Below are 20,836 nucleotides of genomic sequence, written 5' to 3' on the forward strand. Positions count from 1 at the left end.
TTGACCCAGAGATAATCGGCCGGATATACCCAGATCGGGGGACTACGAACGGGTACCGGTCCGGTTTGACCCAGATTCGTGTCCGGATATACCCAGATTCGTGTCCGGATATACCCTGACCTATGTCCGGTTTGACCCAAGTCGTAGGCGCGATTGCGCATAGTGTCCGGTTTGACCCAGATCGGTGTCTGGATATACCCAGACCTATGTCCGGATATCTCCAGATCGGGTCTTCGAATTGTGCGGACAAGGTCCGAAAATAAAAAAGGAGAGGGGCCGGCTTAGAAGGGGGATGATTCCGGCCCCTCTCACGGACGGAGCGGGTTGGGGGATGCTCCGTCCCATGTCTCAGAAGCTGTTTTTGATGGGGGAAGCTCCTGAGTTCTTACTCGCGGTAAGTCTTTCAATCCCCTTCGGTTACAGGCGTTGTAAACCTTCGTCGTGTAAACCATATCACTCTTTATGAGGAAAGATCTACGGCGTGTTCTGCTTGTGGACAGTAGGGGAGAACCGGGGTTGCCGACGGCGTCGCGACCTTCGGATGTTCAGGCTCACATCCGCGTATAGAGTGATCGGTAACGATGAAAACAGCGTCGAATGGCTTGATTATGAATGAGATCGATCGATTGATGTCGTACAAGATCAATAACGATCGTGTCGCATGGTGATGATCGTTGCCGATTGTTGCCAAATGGAGCCTCCTGTCAGGTTCGAACTGACGACCTGCCGCTTACAAGGCGGCTGCTCTGGCCAACTGAGCTAAGGAGGCGTGCCCGCCACGCATCGGCGCGGCGGACGAAGGTCCAGTATAACGAATGAACTGGATTTAGTTGTACATCACGGGTAGAGGGGTCCCTTGTCGGAACCGATCTCCGGCAGCGTGCCGGACTGACCCACCTGAGCGGAGTCGAGTCCGATCGCCTTGAGGAACGCGGTACGCGTATCCACGCTGGAATCCAGTCCCTGACGGTTCCAGTACTTGCCGTTGAACGTGACGGTCGGCGTGGTCATCTGTCCCTTGAGCGAGCCTTCGGTGTTCCACAGTTCGCTGCGCAGCGGCGTGTAATCGGCCATCGCCGTGACCCAGTCCTTGTACTGGTAGTCATTGTCGGTGGCTTTGGCGGCGACGTCCTCGCTCACGCCGGCCGCGATCATCTGCTGCTTGATGTCGTCATCACTCACCGACTTGTAGCTGGTTTCGCTCGGCTGGAAGTCCTCCGCGTACATCAGGCTGATGAACTTGAGGATGTGGTCGGGGTCGTTGTCGTTCTCCATGAGCTCGATCGTGGCGTTCGCGGTGCGCGTGGAGTATTCGTCGGTCGAGTACCGATCCATGAATCCGTTGGGGTGGATCTCCAGATTGATCTGACCGGCGTCGACCATCTGCGAGAAGGTGTCTCCCATGGAACGCTCGAAACTGCCGCATCCCGGGCACATGAAGTCCATGTACACGCCCACGGTGGGAACGCCGTCAACAGGCTTGTTCACGCCGTCCTTCGACAGGATGAAGCCGCCCTTGTCGGTGGCGTTCGCCGGCTTGGGGGAGGCCTTCTCCACCTTGGCCCATGCGGCGTTGAGATCGTCGGCGTTCGCGCTGGGATTATTCGACTTCCACACGTTGAATCCGATCACGGCCACCAGAATCACCACAATGGCCACCACGACCGCGCCGATAATGGTCTGATTGCGACGATCTCGTGCCTCCTGTTCCGCCTTTGCCTTCGCGGCCGCGGCTTCGGCCGCCTGACGTGCCTTGCGGTTGGCGGGTTTCTTCGTATTGGCCATGGATGTGCCTCGTATTCCCCTGTTTTCAATGGTTTCCGGCATGGATGACCGGGTTCGTTACAGCAGCCCTCAATATAACAGCGGAGGGTAAATAAACGGTGATGATGCCCGGGGTTGTCGCGACCGTATGGTCATGGCGTACGGTATGTGGGTATGGTCGCGGCTTGGTTCGGTTGTGCGACTTCTGTGCGGCTTCGTGTGATTACTCAGTCCAGCATGATCGGAGCCCAGTCGATGCTGCCTCCGGCGAGCAGCATGGCCACGCCGGCGAGGATAAGCACCAGCCAGATCAGCGTAAGCGTCCAGCCGCGTCGATGCGCCGACTGTTGCAATCGTTCCTGTTCCTCGGGTGGCGGCATTCCGGGAGCTCCCGCGGCGGCCAGATTCGCGTCGATCGACGGGGACGGTGCACCCAGATCGCCGCGCAGTGTTCCGGCACCCAGACGTGCGAATCGCGAATACGGTCCGAGTGCCGCGGCGAACCATGCGGCGGCCATGCACGCCATCAGCGTGAAGCCCGATGCCGAAAGCGCGCTGCCGGCCAGCAGAGGGAACCGCAGCTGCGTACCGAACGCCAGAATCGTGCCGGTGGTCGACGGCAGCATCAACGCCGTGGTGAGGAACGCGGTCAGTGCGGCGAACAGCGCCAGCATAAGCAGCGTGGGTATCACGGTCAGTGCCAGTCCCTTGATCAGGTGCCAGGGCAGGGAACCGATGATCAGCGCGCCGTCGGTGCCTTTGCGCAGACCGCCGCGCTTGTTTTCACGTTCCAGCTGCGAATTGCGCGACAGACCCATCACCGTGAATGCCCACAACAGGAATGACGCCGACATGAGTCCGGCGGCCGGCGTGCTCGCCGTAAACAGGCACAGCGGTGCGGCCAGCAGACACATGATCATGCGTCCACGCGGCACATACCAACTCCGCATGACGTCGGCATGGTCCTCGCGCGGTTGATACGGGGGTTGTTCCGGTTGCGGTTGCGGCAGTTGCTGTTGGTCGTACGGGTGCCCGTACTGATCGTATTGAGGTTGCTGATCGTACTGTTGCGCGTACGGATCAGGGGCGTAGCCCGGTTGCGGCTGTCCCGGCTGGCCCGGTTGCGGCTGGAGCAATCCGGGCTGTCCGTAGACCAGCGTCGCATCCATGTCGGGCGATGGCGGCGGTGTCGGCGCAGCCATTCCCGGAGCGCTCGCGTTCGATGCGGTCCGCGTCGGTGGCAGTACGGTCGTGGACGCGACCGGCACGCCGGTGATAGGCGGTTCCTTGGGCGGTTCGCCGATGGTCGGTGCCTGCACAAGCGTTGTGGTGCCAAGGACCGGATCAGGGCCGATGATGCGTGTCTGGTCCGGATTCGACGATGCCACGGGACTCGACGACGTCGCAGGATTCGACGATGCCACGCGCGGTACGGGCGGCTGATTCGGCGTCGACTGCACGCTTCGCGGTTCAGCCATGTGCCGGCTTGTCGCGGTTTGGTCGTTCGGCATCGGCTGACCGTTTGCCATCGCGGTCGTTCCCACTGGGCGAATGGCGGGGGCGGCTGCCGGCAGAGAATCGAAAAGATGATCCAGTTCCCCTTGCTTCTGCTCATCGGACTCGTCTCCCAGCGTCTGCAGCCTGCTGAGGGGATTGGTCGCCGATTCAGGTGCCGAGCCGTTGTTGGCATTGTCGCCATCAGTGTTCAGCCAGTCGAGCTGGTCGTACGAATGCACGGGCGCGGGATAGCTCGCCGGCATGGGGGTGACCGCAATGGTGTCGGCGGACGGGGGTTCCGTGGACGGTGTATCGGCATTCGTACCGTCGTCCGCGTCGGCGCTCGCAGTGGCGTATACGGTTCGTGAAGGCAGTGTCGTCGGCACGGTGTCGTCGGCACTCACGTTGTCGTTGTCGTTATCGTCGTGCACCGACTCGGGCAGTGGCGGATCGGCCGGCTGGAACGCCGGGCTGTCGGATGGCGCACGATCGACCGGCACCACACGGGTCTGCCCGGCCAGCACGATGGACGGCTTGTCCACATTCCATTCCTCATCGGTGCCAAAACCATCGTCAATGTCATCGTGGGAATAGTCATCGTGGGAATACGAGGGCTCATCGAACCGCATCGGCGATATCGATTCCGATTCGGCGGCCTCCATCAGCGAATCATTCGTGGACAATGGTTCCACGCCGATTACCTGGGTGAGTGCGGCCCGACGTTCATCAAGCGCCTTCCACAACGACCGCGGATTGTCTACGGCGTTCTCCGCGGCGAATGCATCCGTACTATCCGAAGAGCTTTTTCCAAAAGGGCGCACCACCCCGGCTTCGCCACCCTCGTCCGCATTGTGCTGGTCATCGTGGTGATCGTCCATGGCGGTCGGCATGGCACCGCTGAGCACGGGTTTGCCCGGCAGCGCCGATACACCGGGTTCGGCCACGGGCTGGAATCCGTTCGCATGCTGAGCGGAATCGGTGGAATCGTCGGCACTGGCGGCACTGGCGGCACTGGCGGGACCTGCGGCACCGGATTCCGCCCCCGTCCACAATTCCGGGGTCATCGCGTCCTGTTCGATGGTCTGCAGCAGTTCCAGAGGCGTGCATCGGTCACCGCGACGCGGGCTGAGTGCGCTACGGAACGCGGCCGTCGTGCGTGGCGGTAGTCCGGAAAGATTCGCGTTGCCGGCTGCGGCACGTTCCAGCACCGCCATCATCGGCTTGGATCCGAATACGGGCTGTCCGGTTGCGGCGAACGCCAATACCGCGCTCGTGCTCCACCAGTCGGTCGTCTCGTCGGACTCCGCGCCATCGATGATCTCCGGGGCGATGAAGCCGGGCGTGCCCATCACCAATCCGGTGCGGGTCACGTGGCTTTCCCCCTCGCCCATCGCGATGCCGAAATCCACCAGCACCGGGCCGGTACGAGACACCATCACATTCGTCGGCTTGATATCGCGGTGGATGATGCCCGCCCGATGCACGGCGGCCACCGCGTCGATCAGCTTACGCGCCAGGCGTTCCAGATCACCCGCCACATACTTGCCGTTCGCCAGCACGTCCTCACGCAGATTCTTGCCCTCGATGAGTTCGGTGACGATGAACGCGAGCGAATCATCCAGCTCCATATCCACGATCTGACATACGCCCGGGTGGTTCACCCGTCGCAATGCGGCTGCCTCGCGACGCAGTCGTTCGCGTGCCATGCCTGCGGTGTCCTCGCCGCCCTGGTGAAAGCCGTCGGTGCCGTCGCCGTCATCGCCCAACGAATCGCGCAGGATCTTCATGGCGTAGATATTGCCGCCGTCGTCCTTGACTCGCCACACCGAACCCATGGCACCGCCCCCAAGACGCGAGATGAGGGTGTAGCCCCCCACAAGGTTCCCCGGTGCCAGATTCAGCGCAGTCAAATCACTCATGCGCCCCATTGTGACACCCATACTCTACGACCGGTTCGATAGTCGGGAAACGGTTACGATATCGGCGACATGACAGGTCTGATCGAAGGTCATGTATGGTCTGTTCATCGTTCTCCGCATACACTGATAACGAACCAGAACGTTGTTGGAGGATGTATGAGCCGGAACGGTATGACGATCGTGACGAATAACAACGGCGACGATGGCGAGAGCGGCAGTGATGAGACGCGTCTGAATGCCGTCCTTTTCAATCGGGATATCCCGAAGCTGCGATTGACGGTTCCGGATCTGCCGGTGTTGAAGCTTTCGGATGTGAGAAATCCGCTGCGGCAGAAGGGCGGTCGGCAGATGCGGCGATCGTCGCAGGATTCGCAGCGTCACGGTCTTGATGGTTCTGCGGGCCCTGCCGATCACGAGCCGCTCGTGTCGGACCGACTGGGCGAGCGGCCGCTGGTGTCGGTCATCGTGCCCATATATAAGGTGGAGCGCTATCTCGACGAATGCGTAAGTGGCATCGTGAACCAGACCTATCGCAATCTTGAGATCATTCTCGTTGACGACGGATCGCCCGACGATTGTCCGCGTATGTGCGACGAATGGGCGGCCAAGGACGAGCGTATCCGCGTGATTCACAAGCCGAACGGTGGTCTGTCCGACGCAAGGAACGCCGGACTGGCGCAGGCGACGGGCGACTGCATCTATTTCGTGGATTCCGACGACGCGGTGGCGCCGAATCTGGTGGAACGTTCGGTGGACACCATGCGCGAATACGAGGCCGATCTGGTCATGTTCAAATTCGATACGATCTCCGAGAACGGCAAGCCGTTGCTTTCGGACTACAAGCACAACGATTTCGACGAGATCGTGGTGCTTACCCCGCAGGAGGCGCTCAAGGCGCAGGTGAAGGCGGAGATCGACGGATATTTCTGGTCGTTCATGGCCACGGCGAATATTTACAAGGATCATGATTTTTCGTTCCCGGTGGGACGCAAGATCGAGGATATGGCACGCATCTGCAACGTGATCGGCGAGGCCACGCTGATCGTGCGCATTCCCGAGGTGCTGTATCACTACCGTCTGCGTGGTGGCTCGATCATGAGCAGCTGGACGCCGCAGCTGCCGATCGACTGGGCCAAGGCCGCTGATGATCGTGAGGAGTATATCGTCTCGCGCTATCCGGAGTTGAAGACGTTCATGACGATGCAGCAGCTGACGTTTTTCGCGAATCTGGACTACGAGACGATCCGGCAGTCCCTGAACGCGCGTCTTGGCATCGATCCGGAGGAGGCCGATCGTCTGCGTCGGCGTATCGAGGGGCTGGAGCATGACGTCATCGACGCGGGCGAGGAGGTGCCGGAGTCGACGAGCAAGCTGATCGATATGCTGCGTGACGGGCTGCGGGACGGTGTGACGGACAACGTCGCCGATAATTTCAAGGAGATGCGTGAGGAGTGGCATCGGATCAGCGCGAGCTGGCGTGGTTCGATTCGCGAGGCGCGCGAGGCCAAGGAGGAGGCGCGCGAGGAGGCGAGGATCGCCCGCCAGATCCAGAAGGCCGCCGTGGAGTGATCCACCCGTGATGCGTTGCGTGTGTGATGGGTCGCGTGTGTGATGGTTCACGCGACACGCCGATGGAAGCGTTGTGCGACTTGGGATCCAAAAAATTTTGAAATAATCTGTTAGATCGATCAAACCCAAGTCGTACAACGATTGACGGCAATCGTTTTAAGTACCGGTTGGTAATGTGCGCGCTCTCATATAGTTTCTTGAGTTGATCAATTAACGGCATTAACGTATATTGAATCTCGCAAACACCAACATGCTTAATGGCAAAGGAGCTATGTGATGAGCATCCGCGACTATGTGACCGGTGTCGGCCACGTCGGTATCCCCACCAACGATCTTGAAGGCACCATCGCCTACTACGAGAAGCTCGGCTTCGAGTGCGAGGGCATCTACCCGAATGGCGATGACCGTTGCACCTTCCTGCATCTGAACAACCTCACCCTCGAGGTGTGGACCATGGCCGAACCGGCCGGCGTCACCGGCGCGATCAACCACTTCGCGCTCGACGTCACCGACATCGACAAGGCGTTCGAGCAGGCCGTGGAGCTGGGGCTCGATCTGGTCGAGGGATCGGTCCAGCACATCGACACCTTCCACGAGAACGGCATCCGCTACTTCAACGTGCTCGGTCCCAACCACGAGACCATCGAGTACTGCCAGATTCTGTAGGAATCGGTGACTTCCGGGGTCGCGGTTCGGCACACGGAACGCGGGCTCGTCGTCGAGCGGAACCGATCACCAATCGACAATACATAACTCAATACCGCAAAACTGAACTCCATAACTGAATTACATAACTGAACATTTCACCCTTTTCCTTCGTTGGCCTTAGCTTCGGCGGGTTACGGCGAATCCAACGGGTCCGATCGCGATGCCGGCACGGCGGCCACGAATGCGATGCATGCATTCGCGGACTGCACGCCAAGGATGTCGTGGCAATGCGTCGTGCTGAAGCGACGCGGACTCGTCGAATATTCACTCGTGTAACCGCCTGTGTTTGCAGGGGCTGGGCCAACGAATCCGGTTTGATGGCACTGCCGTCTTTCGGGCACGGACCCGTCTTTGCGCGCGAACGGTTGCACACGGTTTCCAGAAGAAGGAATCATGGCACAAGCAACTGAAATCACCGGTGCCGAAGCCGGTCAGGTCGCCAAGAACGGCGGCAAGAAGACCCCGTGGATCGAGTTCTCCGACGGATACCTCGATCGCACCCCCGTACTGCAGTTCGCAATGACCGCAGTCCTGTTCGGCATCTGGGCCGTCGCGTCCAGCCTCAACGACGTACTCATCACCCAGTTCAAGGCAGTGTTCTCGCTGAGTGATCTCGCCACCGCATTCGTGCAGAGCGCGTTCTACGGCGGCTACTTCCTCATTGCCATCCCCGCCTCGCTGTTCATCAAGAAGACCAGCTACAAGCTGGGCATCATCGCCGGTCTGTCGCTGTTCGCGGTCGGCTGCTTCATCTTCTTCCCGGCGTCCCGACTGGTCACCTATGAGGTGTTCCTGTTCGCCATCTTCGTCGAGGCCATCGGTCTGAGCTTCCTCGAGACCTCCGCCGACACCTACGCCACCCTGATGGGCCCGAAGCGTCTTGGCACTGTGCGACTCAACGTGGCGCAGACCATGAACGCCCTCGGCCTCATCACCGGCATCCTGCTCGGCAAGTACCTCGTGTTCCAGGACTCCAACCTGCACGCCGAAATGGCCAAGATGGCCCCTGACGCCGCCAAGGCCTACGGTGCCGAGCAGCTGGGCCGCACGCTGGAGCCGTACAAGTACCTGCTGATCGTGCTCGCCGTGCTGATCGTGCTGTTCGCGCTCACCAAGTTCCCGAAGTGCCGCCCCGCCACCAAGGAAGGCACCGTCGCCAAGGCCACCCTCGGCGAGACCATGACCTACCTGTTCCACAACGGTCGTTTCTGGAAGGGCATCGGCACCCAGTTCATCTACGCCGGTGCGCAGACCGGCATCTGGTCCTTCACCATCCGTCTGGCGCTGAACCAGGGCGGTGCGTCCATGACCGACCGTGACGCCGCGAACTTCATGATCATCAGCTACATCGTGTTCTTCGTCGGACGTCTTGGCGCCAGCTACCTGCTCTCCAAGTTCCGTGAGACCCGAGTGCTCGCCATGTTCATGATCGGCGGCGCGATCGTGCTGCTCGGCACCGCGTTCCTGCCCGGCATGACCGCCGTGTGGTTCGCCGTGGCCGTGAGCTTCTTCCTCGGACCGGGCTGGCCGACCATCTACTCCCGTACGCTGAAGACCGTCGAGGATCGTCGCCACACCGAAACCGCCGGCGCGATCATCGTGATGGCCCTGGTTGGTGGCGCGTTCCTGCCCACCCTGCAGGGTGCCCTGTCCGACGCCACCACCATGCAGTTCTCCTTCATCCTGCCGGCCGTTGAGCTTGCCATCGTGGGCCTGTACTTCATCACCGAGTTCAAGCGTGACAAGTACACTCCGGCTCAGCTCAAGGAGATGGCCGCCAAGGAAGAGGCCTGGGAGGAAGAGGCCTGATTCCCGTTCCATGCCGGAGGCCGGTCGCCAACTGCGCAACACTGTGCGCGGTATGGCGACCGGCCTCTTTACGTTACGTGGGCCGTTATGCGTTACGTGGGCCGTGTCGGGTTTTTGGGCGCATGTTGATAAACGTTGAAATTGCAACGTTTTGTGGATGTGCGTTACGTGGGACGCCCGGCCCGCGTAACACTAGGCGGCCCACGTAACGCATCACATGGGCCGCCTAACGATGTTGCGCCTGCTCGCTACATCATGCGGGCGGCGTCATCAACGCATCGCAACGCGTTGAGCGAGCGCGGATAGCCGATGTACGGCAGACATTGCGAGACCACGGAGATCAGGAACGCGCGATCATTGCCCAGTCGCATGTTCGCCGCCGCATGACTGGTCAGTTGCGGTTCGCATCCGCCTTGCGCCGCGATGAAGCAGAACGTGATCATCTCGCGCTGCTTCAGGTCCAGACCCGTACGCGTGTAGTAGTCGCCAAAGCAGTTTGCCGCCAGCCAACGGTTGATATGACGCTTTTCCTCCGGGCCCGACTTGTAGAAGTCCTTCATGCCGTCGCCGAAGATGTCAACCTGCGCCTGCGTGCCCTTCTCCCGGCGATCGTCGTTCGTGACGGTGGCCTGCGACGGCAGCGGCAATGTCACGCCCTGTGCGCGCAGTACGTCGTTCAGCGCGACGATGAACGGATACGCACGACCGATGCCCAGATACGCCACCGACTGATAGGTGATTTCCTTGGCCTCGATGGGTGTGACTCCAGCGGTGAGCGCCGCCGGGGTGATGCCGCGAAACTCGGTAAGGCATTGCGCGCCGATCAGGGTGGCGAGAATGGCCATATAGCGGGTGCGGTCGTCGAGGTCGTTCACGCCGGGCTCGTTGGGGACTTCGTCGAGCGCGAAGTTCTCGATGATCTGCGCGAGATCGGGGTCGTCGTCGTGCAGCAGTTCAGAATCGGGGAAGGATCGACGGTGGTATTCCTCCGCTGCGGGGGTGATGGTCATGAATACTCCTGGTGATGCTGATGATGTGGATAGTAATGCGGTTGGATGTGAGCGATGGTGGAGTACGGGAAGACGGAGTTGGGCGAAGTAGTGGATGACCCCATTCTTGCGCAACGCTAGTGTGATCACACTACGGACTGCACGCTACGGACTGCGCACTACGAAGTTGGGTATCTGATTGCCCTAGTGTGATCACACTAAGGGCTACACACTAAAGAACTCCGCAGTTGGGCACTTGGTTTTGGTTAGTGTGATCACACTAAGGGAGAGGGGCGGGAGAGGGGCGCGACGCTAGACGAGGGCGTTGTACTCGTCTGCGTCCACCGGTTCGAGCCACTCGTTGGATGCGCCTTCGACGACGTTCATGATCGCGATATGCGAAAACGCGGAGTCAGGTGCCGCTCCATGCCAGTGCTTGGTTTCAGGAGCCACGTACACCACATCACCGGGGTTGAGCTCCTGCGGTTCCTTGCCCCATTCCTGGTAGTATCCTCGACCGCCCACAGCGATCAAAATCTGGCAGGCGCCGTGATGGATATGCCAATTGTTGCGGCAGCCGGGTTCAAACGTCACATTCGACACGTTCACTTCCTTGCCACTCACCAGTGGTGCCAGATAACTTTGCCCGACGAAGTATTGTGCATATCCGACGTTGGGTTCGCCGAGCGGGAACGCGCTGGAGTTGTCGATGGTCATGATGGGATCGATCCTTTCCGAGACGTGTGCAGTACAGACCTCGATGCGTATCCGCGGCATCTGTGGCGTCTGCGACGCTGATCGTATGGTCGTTGCGCTGATCTGGCGGCGTGATCGTCGTGATCAAGCGCGTGGATTGGCGATCGGACGGACCGTGAATCCTATCCGCCATGCGTCCTTCCTGCGGCGGATCCGCGCGTGATACGGTCAAATGCCAGTCTGGATGCATCATCGCTGTCTACATTAGGCTGGATTCATCGTCATTACAATTGCAAATGATGTATACGATGCTATGCGTGTGAAGCATGGAATCTGTGACGGCGGTGGGATCGAAAATGTCGATTGAAATACTGATCGATAATGCCGATCGATAATGTCGACCGAGCACGTATGAGCATATGTGATCGTTCGCGACACGCGCAGTCAACTATGGTCCATTGAGTAGTGCAAGCGCTTGTACTGATATGTGTGCGCTAACAGTTATCGAATCTTGCCGAGGTGTCACTACGCCTAGCGTTTTGTGGTGTATATTGAATCTTGGCTCATCGGAGAGTGATTTCCGCAACCGCCAACAACGCAGTTTGAGGTGCAACCGTCCGGCAAGTCCAATGCAGGGATGCAGTGGGATATGCAAGGCAAGTGAAACCAAAAACGGTGATAACTGAATACCTAATGAACACCCCCTTTTACAACGGATCGTGAGGCACGTACCTGCCTCTGAAAGGAAATGATTACCATGGCAGAAGTGGTATTTGACCATGTCACCCGTATCTACCCGGGCAACGACAAGCCCTCGGTGGACAACCTGAACCTCAACATCAAGGACGGTGAGTTCCTTGTGCTCGTTGGCCCTTCCGGTTGCGGTAAGTCCACGACTCTGCGCATGCTGGCCGGCCTCGAGGAGGTCAACAAGGGTCGCATCCTCATCGGTGATAAGGACGTCACCAACATGCAGCCGAAGGACCGTGACATCGCCATGGTCTTCCAGAACTACGCTCTGTACCCGCACATGACCGTCGCCGCCAACATGGGCTTCGCCCTGAAGATCGCCGGCACCCCGAAGGACGAGATCGACAAGCGCGTGCGTGAAGCCGCCAAGATCCTCGACCTCACCGAGTTCCTCGACCGTAAGCCGAAGGCACTGTCCGGTGGTCAGCGTCAGCGTGTGGCCATGGGTCGTGCAATCGTCCGTAAGCCGAAGGTCTTCCTCATGGATGAGCCGCTGTCGAACCTCGACGCCAAGCTCCGTGTGCAGACCCGTACGCAGATCGCCGCCCTGCAGCGTCAGCTCGGCGTCACCACCCTGTACGTGACCCACGATCAGACCGAGGCTCTGACGATGGGCGACCGCATCGCCGTCATCAAGCTCGGCATCCTGCAGCAGGTCGGCGCCCCGACCGAGCTGTACGATCGCCCGGCCAACGTATTCGTTGCAGGCTTCATCGGCTCCCCGTCCATGAACATCAACACGCACCCGGTCGTCAACGGCCAGGCCAAGATCGGCGACGACACCGTTGATCTGCCGGCCGACGTGGTTGCCAAGCTGACCCCGGAAGACAAGGGCCAGATCGTCGTCGGCTTCCGTCCGGAGGACGCTGACCTCGCCACTTCCGAGGACAAGAACGCGTTCCAGCTGCACGTGGCCAACGTCGAGGACCTCGGTTCCGACGGCTACATCTACGGCACCATCGTGACCGACGGCTCCGCCGCCGAGCAGGCCAGCTCCGTGATGGGCGACCAGAACAAGATGACCACCGTGCGTGTCAACCCGCGCAAGCTTCCGAAGGTGGGCTCCACCGTGCGCATCAAGATCGACCCGACCAAGATGCACCTGTTCGCCCCGAGCTCGGAGCTGCGTCTCAACTAATAACCAACAAACGTCGGCGAGAAGGTTTTGTGGGATTCCATTCCCGCCGATACAACGAGATGAGTTCCCCTCTCTTCCTCTCTGTCTCATCTCGTTGCACAGTGTAGCCCCGCAGCCAGTGCTGGTTGCGGGGCTTCCTTTATATGTGGCGTGCGGCGGTTCACAAATCGCGGATATTGCTGAAGGAGGCAAGGGATTCCGGCCTCGCGGATGGGTATTCCCGATTTGTGCACCGCTATCACGGCAGACCCTCGAAGGCCTTCGCAAACCCGAACATTCGGGAGCCCCTCACAGTAAGTTGGAGACTATGGAAAACGTGGAATTTGACCCCAGACTCGTACAGGCGACTTCCGTCAATGCCCCGGACGATGGCGTTCCCGGACAGAAGGCCGCTCAGCCCAAGGCGCTGAAGATCACCGCCGCGAGCTCGAACCCCAAGATGTTCACCCTGCCGTGGCACAAGCCGCTTTCCCAGTGGCCCGCCGATCTGCTCGCCAACCTGCCGCGAGGCATCTCCCGACACGTGGTTCGCTTCGTGCGCGTGGGCAACGACGTATACGCCATGAAGGAGATCACGCAGTCGGTGGCCCAGCGTGAGTACGAGCTGTTGCGCCAGCTCGAGAAGATCGACGTGCCGTCGGTCAAGCCGATCGCCGTGGTGACCGGCCGGCACGACCGCGACGGCAAGCCGCTGGAATCCATGCTGGTCACGCAGCACCTGAAATTCTCATTGCCGTACCGTGCGCTGTTCGCCCGTAACCTGCGTGAGGACACCGCGGACCGTCTGATCGACGCACTGGCCGTGCTGTTGGTGCGTCTGCACCTGATCGGTTTCTACTGGGGTGATGTGTCGCTGTCGAACGTGCTGTTCCTGCGCGACGCCGACTGCTTCGCCGCCGTGCTCGTGGACGCCGAGACCGGTGAGCTCTACCCGCAGCTGACCGAGGGCCAGCGCGAGTACGATATCGACCTTGCCCGCACGAACATCATCGGCGAGCTTATGGATCTGAGCTCCGGCAAGCTGTTGCCCGACGACGTGGACGAGGTCGAGGTGGGCAATCGTCTGGTCGAGCGCTACCACTCGCTGTGGAGCGCGCTCACCGACGTGGAGAGCTTCAGCCCCGACGAGATGTGGAAGATCGAGAAGCGTGTGAACAGGCTCAACGAGCTCGGTTTCGACGTGGACGAGCTGGAGATGAACACGTCCGAGGATGGCAATCGCGTGCGTGTGCGTCCGCGTGTGGTGGACGCCGGCTACGCGTCGCGCAAGCTGCTGCGGCTCACCGGCCTCGACGTGCAGGAGAACCAGGCGCGTCGACTGCTCAACGATCTGGACGCCTACCGTACGTCCACGTGGCGTCAGGGCGAGGATCTGGAGATCGTGGCCACCGACTGGATGCGCGAGGTGTTCGAGCCGACTGTGCGCATGATCCCGGCCGAATACCGTTCGCAGATCGAGCCTGCGCAGTTCTTCCACGAAGTGCTGACGCACCGTTGGTATCTGGCGGAGAAGGTGGGGCACGACGTGCCGATGGCCGAGGCCGTGAACAGCTATATCGACACCGTGCTGCCGAACTACAAGCTCGATGCGAAGGTGATGGACGCCATCAACGCCGACGCCGATGCGGGTGTGGTCGACGACGAGGATTCGTATGGCGACGACGGCTACGGCAGCGATTACAACCCGGACTACGATCCCGACGCCGCCGTCTGGGCCAGCTGAGACGGTTCTTGCCATTCGTGGGACGCTGTCTGAACGCCGGCGGCTCGTGCATTGGCATGTCCGCCTTGTTGCTTCCATTACTCTTCTGTATTGCAATTGATTTCATCAATATGAACCGGAAGAGAGACGCCCATGCAAAAACGGATGAGGATTGTCGCGATACTTGCATCATTGATGTTGTTGGCCGCCCCGAACATTGCTTCGGCACAGCAGGACGACAGCATCATGATCGGCCGGACGCGAGTCGACGCTTCGCTGAATGTCACCAATCAGGAGGAGCTTGATGCACTGCTGAATTCCGGTGAGCCGATTTCAGTGGTGCAAAGTGTCACAGACGGTTCCATTCTTGCAGTGGAACCATTGGAAAACCAGTCGGGTGTGGTCGTCTCCTATCACGATCCACGCAGATCGGGAGACGTGGGCCTGCAACCGTAAGGGTTTCGGCACCCGTGAAGGAGGGGCCGAAACCCTTACGACTGCAAGGTGGCGCCGTCGTTACTTCGTTGCGCCAACGGCGGCTGCGGCTTCGCGGCGGGCGCGGGCCACGGCGTAGAGGCTGATGCCTGCGGCCACGGAGGCGTTGAGCGACTCCACCATGGAGCTGATCGGAATGCCGGCGATCGAATCGCAGGCTTCGCGCACCAGACGGCTCAGGCCCTTGCCCTCGGAGCCGAGCACCACCACGAGCGGATCGGTCTCGAAACCGGTCTCGCCAACGAGCGCGTCACCGCCACCGTCAAGGCCGACGGAGTAGTAGCCGCGTTCCTTGAGGCTTTCGATCGCCTTGGTCAGGTTCACCACGCGGGCCACCGGCAGGTGGGCGGCGGCACCGGCCGACACCTTCCATGCGGCGGCCGTCACGGACGCGGACCGGCGTTCCGGCAGGATCACGCCGTTGGCGCCGAACGCGGCGGCGGAACGGATCACGGCACCCAGATTCTGCGGGTCGGTCACGCCGTCGAGCGCGATGAACAGCGGACGGGCCTTGATCTGCGCCTCGGGGCCGGCGGCCTCCATGGCGCGGGCCTTGCGATCGGCGCGGTCCACGAGCTCCTGCAGCGAGGAGTACTGGTACGGCTGCACCTTGAGCACCACGCCCTGATGGTTCGAGGAGCGTGCGATGCGGTCCATCTCCAGACGATCCGCCTCGAGCAGGTGCAGTCCCTGGCGCGTGGCCAGCTGCACGATCTCACGCGTGCGGTCATCATGTTCGATGCGCGCCGCCAGATACAGTTCCTTGGCGGGGACGCCAACGCGCAGTGCCTCGACGACCGCGTTGCGGCCGATCACCAGATCATCGGAATCCGACGTGAACTTGGCGGCGCGACGCTTGGCCGCCAGTCGCGGATCGGCCATCTGGCGGCGTTCCGCCGCCTTCTTGGCGCGATACGCCTTGTGGTACACGCGATCCTCGGCCTTGGGCGTAGGGCCGTACCCGCGCAGCTTGTTGCGATGCTTTCCACCCGACCCCTTGGTCGGTCCTTTCTTCATAGCCATAGATTCCATTGTCCCACAAGGTGTTCCGCGGCATACGGCGGCGGTGGCCAACGGTGCACGTGTCAGCCTTGCGTGTGGTCAGTACACAAGCAGACCGCCGTCGATGGGCGTATCGGTGCCGGTCACATACGCCGACGCGTCGGATGCGAGAAACACCAGCAGCCCCTGCAGCTCGTCGTTGCGCGCGAACCGCCGCTCGGGCACCATCTGCAGCATCGCATCGTGGCCTTCCTCGCTCACCGAGTCGCCGAAGATGCCGGACCAGATATAGCCGGGAGTGATCGCATTCGACCGGATGCCATACGGTGCGAGCGCGGCCGCCAGATACTGCGTGTACCGTGTCACGCCGGCCTTGGTCACGCCGTAGCTCATGTTCGGCGCGGGGAATCCGCCCATGTTGAGCACGGTGTGCCCGGCCGTGGAGGACGTGAAGATCAACGATCCGCCATGCCCGTGCTCGCGCATGATCTGATGCGCGATCTGCCCGGTCATGAACGCTCCGGACAGGTTGATGTCCAACGTCTTCTGCCATTTATCGAACGGGATGTCGATCGAGTCGTCGGTCAGGCAGACACCGGCATTGAGAAAAGCGATGTCGACGGTGCCGAGTCGATCGACGAGCGTCGTCTTCAACGCCGCCACGCTGTCGGGGTCGGACACGTCACAGCCGATGGCGACCACGGTCACGCCGTACTTATCCGACATCTCGGCGGCGAGTGATTCCAATTGGTCGAGTTTGGCGGGTAGATCGACCAGCGCCACGTCCGCGCCTGCCTCTGCCCATGCGGCCGCCGCACTGCGACCGATGCCGCCGGCGGCTCCGGTGACGAAGCCCTTCTTGCCGGCCAGCGAGAACTCCTGCATAACTGAATGATCCGCATCACGCCATTTGTCGAGCGGGTAACGGTCGTCGAAATTTGCCACGATTGCCCCTTACGTCGTCATTGACTTGGAATATTGCTTGGAATATCACCGAATCGTGTGGAACGGGGAACCTGCATAGCGGCAGGCTCCCCGTCATGATTCAGTAGTTATATTGTAAACCGCTCACACCACGCCATATTCGCGCAGCAGCTTGCCGATGTCGGTGCCACTGATCCTTATGCATGTTGGCCGGCGCCAGCGCCATTGTTGGCGCCGTACCTTCAGTATCGCGCTAATACGACACGTGTTCAATAGACAGTCTTCGGCGGGTTGTCGGCGCGCTGAGATACTTGGCGAAAATCACAGAACTGCAATGTAGGCAAAATCGAGGGTTGAAATTCTGCGGCTCATTGTTCCGTACATTGCAGTTGTGTGTTTTTCCCCGACCTACATGACACAATGGCGAAGTGTGTCGATGGAACGTACGGGCGTACATCGGTACAATGGCTGACAACAAGTCGTCATACGACGGCTTGAGGCATCCGCACAGTTCCGTGGAGGTTTCGACTGGAAACCTTGCATTGTCAAGGATTCGGGGTCTTGATCCCGAAGGGGGACTGACTACTCTGCGGCGGAACCATGAGGTGCATGATGAAGGATCCCGCCAGAAATCACCCGGATCACCCGGATCGTCCGGAACAGAACGCCGTGCCCGTCCAGACGGGCCAATCGACGGCAGCCCAGTCAACTCAACCAACGACGGTCTCCGCGGCCGAAGCCAAGCCCATTCCCGACGATCCGTCGCAACTTGATTCCGCGACGGTGGCCGCCGGACTCAATACCGATATCGAACGGGGACTCTCCGCCGAGGAAGCCGCCCGACGTCTTGCCGAATTCGGCCCGAACAAACTCGCCGGAGCGCCGCCGACCCCGAAATGGAAGAAGTTCCTCGCCCAGTTCAAGGACCCGCTCGTCTACCTGCTGCTCGCCGCAACGGCGATCTCACTGGTCGCATGGTTCATCGAACGCGCCAACAATCCCGCCGAGGCGGAGGCCCTGCCGTTCGACGGCATCGTCATCGTACTGATCCTGGTGCTCAACGCCGTGCTCGGCTACGCGCAGGAGGCCAAGGCCGAACAGGCTGTCGCCGCGCTCAGTCGCATGGCCGCCGCCCATGCCACCGTGTTGCGTGACGGTCAGCCCGTCTCCATCCCCACCTCCGAAGTCGTCCCCGGTGACATCGTGCTGCTCGCCGAAGGCGACACCGTGGCGGCCGACGGCCGGCTCGCAGCCACTGCCGCGCTGCATATCGCCGAGGCGTCGCTTACCGGCGAATCCGTGCCCGTCACCAAGAATCCCGCCATGCTCGCCGAAGCCAAGGCGCTCGGCGACCGCACCAACATGGCGTTCAACGGCACCTCCGTCACGCAGGGCACCGGCCGTCTGATCGTCACCGCCACCGGCATGCGCACCCAAGTAGGCAAGATCGCGCGCATGCTGTCCGACCAGAAGGAAGACCCCACACCGCTGCAGAAGGAGATCGCGTTCGTCTCCAAGGTGCTCGGCCTCGCCGTCTGCGTGATCGCCGCGCTCGTGCTCGTACTGCTCGCCGTGGTGTACGGATTCAACTCCACGCAGGACGTAATCGACTCGCTGCTGCTCGCCGTCTCGCTCGCCGTGGCCGCCGTGCCGGAAGGCCTCGCCGCCATCCTCACCGTGGTGCTCGCGCTTGGTGTGCAGCGCATGGCCAAGCATCATGCCATCGTCAAGAAACTGTCGTCCGTGGAGACGCTCGGCTCGGCGTCCGTGATCTGCTCCGACAAAACCGGCACGCTCACCCGCAACGAAATGACCGTGCAGCGCGTGATCACCCCGTCCGGCGAGATCGCGCTCACCGGCACCGGCTACGGCATCACCGGCACCGCCACCACAATCGACGGTGACACGCTCTCCGATGATGATCCCCGTCTGCGTGAGGCACGGCATACGCTGCTCGTCGGTGCGATCGCCAACGACGGCAAGCTCAACGACGACGGCACGATCGTCGGCGACCCGACCGAGGTGTCGTTGATCGTCGGTGCGCGGAAAATCAGCGGTGCAGGGACAGACCGTTCCGGCCTCGGTCAGTCCGGCACCGATCAGTATGCGCGAGTGGCCGAGATCCCGTTCACCTCTGATCGCAAACGCATGACCGTGATCGCGCAGAAGACGATCGACACAGCCGAGGCGCCCGACTCCAGTACGTCCGATTCTGGCATGCTCACCGCCTACGCCAAGGGTGCGCCCGACGTACTGCTCGAATACTGCACACGCATCGAGGAAAATGGCACGATCCGCGCGCTCACCGACGCCGATCGCGCTCGCATCCTTGCCGACGTGGAACGCCTCTCCCGTAACGCCTACCGTACGCTCGGTCAGGCGTACCGCCCGCTGAACGCCTCAAGCATCGACGCCATCGACGGACTGGAACGCAACGCCGACGGCGCGCTCGCCAAGGACATCGCCGATCAGCCCGACGCCATCGAACGTGACATGATCTGGACCGGCATGGTCGGCATCATCGACCCGCCGCGTACTGAGGTGCGTGACGCCGTGGCCGAGGCGCACGGTGCCGGCGTGCGCACGGTCATGATCACCGGCGACCATCCGCTCACCGCGGCACGAATCGCCACTGATCTTGGCATCATCACAGCCGACGACGGCAGCGCCAGCACCGCCAGCACCGTCACCAACAGCACAACCAACCTCACCTCCACCCAGCCGCAGGCCCTCACCGGCGACCAGCTCGACCGCCTCACCGACGCCGAATTCGCCGACGCCGTGCGCACCGTGTCCGTCTACGCGCGCGTGGCCCCCGAACATAAGATGCGCATCGTCGACGCGCTGCAGGAACAGGGCGAGATCGTGGCCATGACCGGCGACGGCGTCAACGACGCCCCGGCAGTCAAATCCGCCGACATCGGTGTGGCCATGGGCATCACCGGCACCGAAGTGACCAAGGAATCCGCCAAGATGATCCTGACGGACGACAACTTCGGCACCATCGTGGCCGCCGTGCGCGAAGGCCGATCCATCTTCGACAACATCCGCAAATTCCTGCGATACCTGCTCAGCTCCAACATGGGCGAAGTGCTCACCGTGTTCGGCGGCGTGCTACTCGCCGGATTCCTCGGCATCAGCGAACCCGGTGCCGACAGCGTGACCGTGCCGCTGCTCGCCACGCAGCTGCTGTGGATCAACCTGCTCACCGACGCCGCGCCCGCCATGGCCATGGGCGTGGACCCGTCCACCGAAAACGTGATGAATCGCAAGCCACGCAAGCTCACCGACCGCGTGATCGACGCACGTATGTGGAGTGACGTGATCGTCGTGGGCCTGCTCATGGCCGCGGTCACGCTCATCGGCATGGACCTCTACCTGCCCGGCGGACTGCTCACCGACGATTCCGCGATGCACGTGACGCATGACGAGCAGATCGTCATGGCACGAACCATGGGCTTCACGATCCTCGTATTCGCCCAGCTGTTCAACGCGCTCGCCGCCCGCAGCGCCGATCAGACCGCGTTCCTGGGCATGTTCTCCAACAAGTGGCTGTGGGGCGCGATCGCGCTGTCGATCGTGTTGCAGCTGCTGGTGATCTACGTGCCGTTCCTGAACGTGGCGTTCGGCACCACGCCGCTGGACCCGCATCAGTGGCTTGAGTGTGTGGGACTGGCCGCCCTCGTGCTTGTTGGCAGCGAGATCTACAAGTTCGCGCTACGAACGGTCGGGGCTGCCCGATCGTAAGCATTCCGTGTAGTCCATGGCATCTTTCGGCAACGAAAGTTGAACGTTCACATCGTGTGAAATAATGGCTTAGACAGACATGCCGATAGGCATATCGGCGAACGGCGGGCACGTCATGGCGACGTAC

Annotated in this window: 12 protein-coding genes, 1 tRNA gene and 1 pseudogene; 7 read left to right on the forward strand and 7 right to left on the reverse strand. The window is 61.2% G+C overall.

Annotation, left to right across the window (positions count from 1 at the left end):
* Positions 1-692: 692 nt before the first annotated feature.
* The 3 genes and pseudogenes from EP30_RS06085 to EP30_RS11120 form a co-directional block, all read right to left on the reverse strand.
* Positions 693-769, reverse strand: a tRNA-Thr gene (locus tag EP30_RS06085).
* 68 nt (positions 770-837) lie between these two features.
* A complete protein-coding gene (locus EP30_RS06090) occupies positions 838-1,785 on the reverse strand; it encodes a thioredoxin domain-containing protein (RefSeq protein ID WP_094664198.1) in 948 nt (315 codons plus the stop codon).
* A 2,530-nt stretch (positions 1,786-4,315) separates the two neighbouring features.
* Positions 4,316-5,189 (reverse strand): annotated as a pseudogene (locus EP30_RS11120) (serine/threonine-protein kinase); the annotation flags it as partial.
* 426 nt (positions 5,190-5,615) lie between these two features.
* On the opposite strand from EP30_RS11120, the gene EP30_RS06100 reads away from it, so the two are divergent.
* The 3 genes from EP30_RS06100 to fucP all read left to right on the forward strand — a co-directional run bounded on the left by EP30_RS06100 (position 5,616) and on the right by fucP (position 9,266).
* Positions 5,616-6,749 (forward strand): glycosyltransferase family 2 protein, encoded by a 1,134-nt coding sequence (locus EP30_RS06100; protein WP_140557039.1) that lies wholly within the window; start codon positions 5,616-5,618, stop codon positions 6,747-6,749.
* Positions 6,750-7,025: 276 nt separating this feature from the next.
* A complete protein-coding gene (locus EP30_RS06105) occupies positions 7,026-7,415 on the forward strand; it encodes a VOC family protein (protein WP_094664194.1) in 390 nt (129 codons plus the stop codon).
* Between the two features lie 435 nt (positions 7,416-7,850).
* Positions 7,851-9,266, forward strand: coding sequence for an L-fucose:H+ symporter permease (gene fucP / locus EP30_RS06110; protein ID WP_140557027.1), 1,416 nt, complete (start codon positions 7,851-7,853; stop codon positions 9,264-9,266).
* 248 nt (positions 9,267-9,514) lie between these two features.
* Here the strand turns inward: fucP and EP30_RS06115 are convergent, their stop codons facing one another.
* A complete protein-coding gene (locus tag EP30_RS06115; protein ID WP_140557029.1) occupies positions 9,515-10,276 on the reverse strand; it encodes a carboxymuconolactone decarboxylase family protein in 762 nt (253 codons plus the stop codon).
* 291 nt (positions 10,277-10,567) lie between these two features.
* Entirely contained in the window at positions 10,568-10,972 is a 405-nt protein-coding gene (locus tag EP30_RS06120; protein ID WP_140557031.1) for a cupin domain-containing protein, read from the reverse strand.
* A 736-nt stretch (positions 10,973-11,708) separates the two neighbouring features.
* On the opposite strand from EP30_RS06120, the gene EP30_RS06125 reads away from it, so the two are divergent.
* The 3 genes from EP30_RS06125 (at position 11,709) to EP30_RS06135 (ending at position 14,997) form a co-directional block, all read left to right on the forward strand.
* The gene (locus tag EP30_RS06125; RefSeq protein WP_094664185.1) at positions 11,709-12,839 is read left to right on the forward strand and encodes an ABC transporter ATP-binding protein; all 1,131 of its coding nucleotides are present in this window, start codon (positions 11,709-11,711) and stop codon (positions 12,837-12,839) included.
* A gap of 307 nt (positions 12,840-13,146) precedes the next feature.
* Entirely contained in the window at positions 13,147-14,562 is a 1,416-nt protein-coding gene (locus EP30_RS06130; protein ID WP_094664183.1) for a DUF4032 domain-containing protein, read from the forward strand.
* A gap of 132 nt (positions 14,563-14,694) precedes the next feature.
* Positions 14,695-14,997 (forward strand): hypothetical protein, encoded by a 303-nt coding sequence (locus EP30_RS06135; RefSeq protein ID WP_140557033.1) that lies wholly within the window; start codon positions 14,695-14,697, stop codon positions 14,995-14,997.
* 60 nt (positions 14,998-15,057) lie between these two features.
* Here EP30_RS06135 and rlmB read toward each other — a convergent pair whose 3' ends face one another.
* Both rlmB and EP30_RS06145 read right to left on the reverse strand, forming a co-directional pair.
* Positions 15,058-16,059, reverse strand: coding sequence for a 23S rRNA (guanosine(2251)-2'-O)-methyltransferase RlmB (gene rlmB, locus EP30_RS06140; RefSeq protein WP_140557036.1), 1,002 nt, complete (start codon positions 16,057-16,059; stop codon positions 15,058-15,060).
* A 78-nt stretch (positions 16,060-16,137) separates the two neighbouring features.
* The gene (locus tag EP30_RS06145) at positions 16,138-16,983 is read right to left on the reverse strand and encodes an SDR family NAD(P)-dependent oxidoreductase (protein WP_245819366.1); all 846 of its coding nucleotides are present in this window, start codon (positions 16,981-16,983) and stop codon (positions 16,138-16,140) included.
* Between the two features lie 591 nt (positions 16,984-17,574).
* Here EP30_RS06145 and EP30_RS06150 point away from each other — a divergent pair.
* Positions 17,575-20,709, forward strand: a complete 3,135-nt coding sequence (locus EP30_RS06150; protein WP_140557042.1) for a cation-translocating P-type ATPase — start codon at positions 17,575-17,577, stop codon at positions 20,707-20,709.
* The last annotated feature ends 127 nt before the right edge of the window (positions 20,710-20,836 follow it).

The organism is Bifidobacterium sp. UTCIF-39 (assembly GCF_006408715.1).
Taxonomy (GTDB): domain Bacteria; phylum Actinomycetota; class Actinomycetes; order Actinomycetales; family Bifidobacteriaceae; genus Galliscardovia; species Galliscardovia tissieri.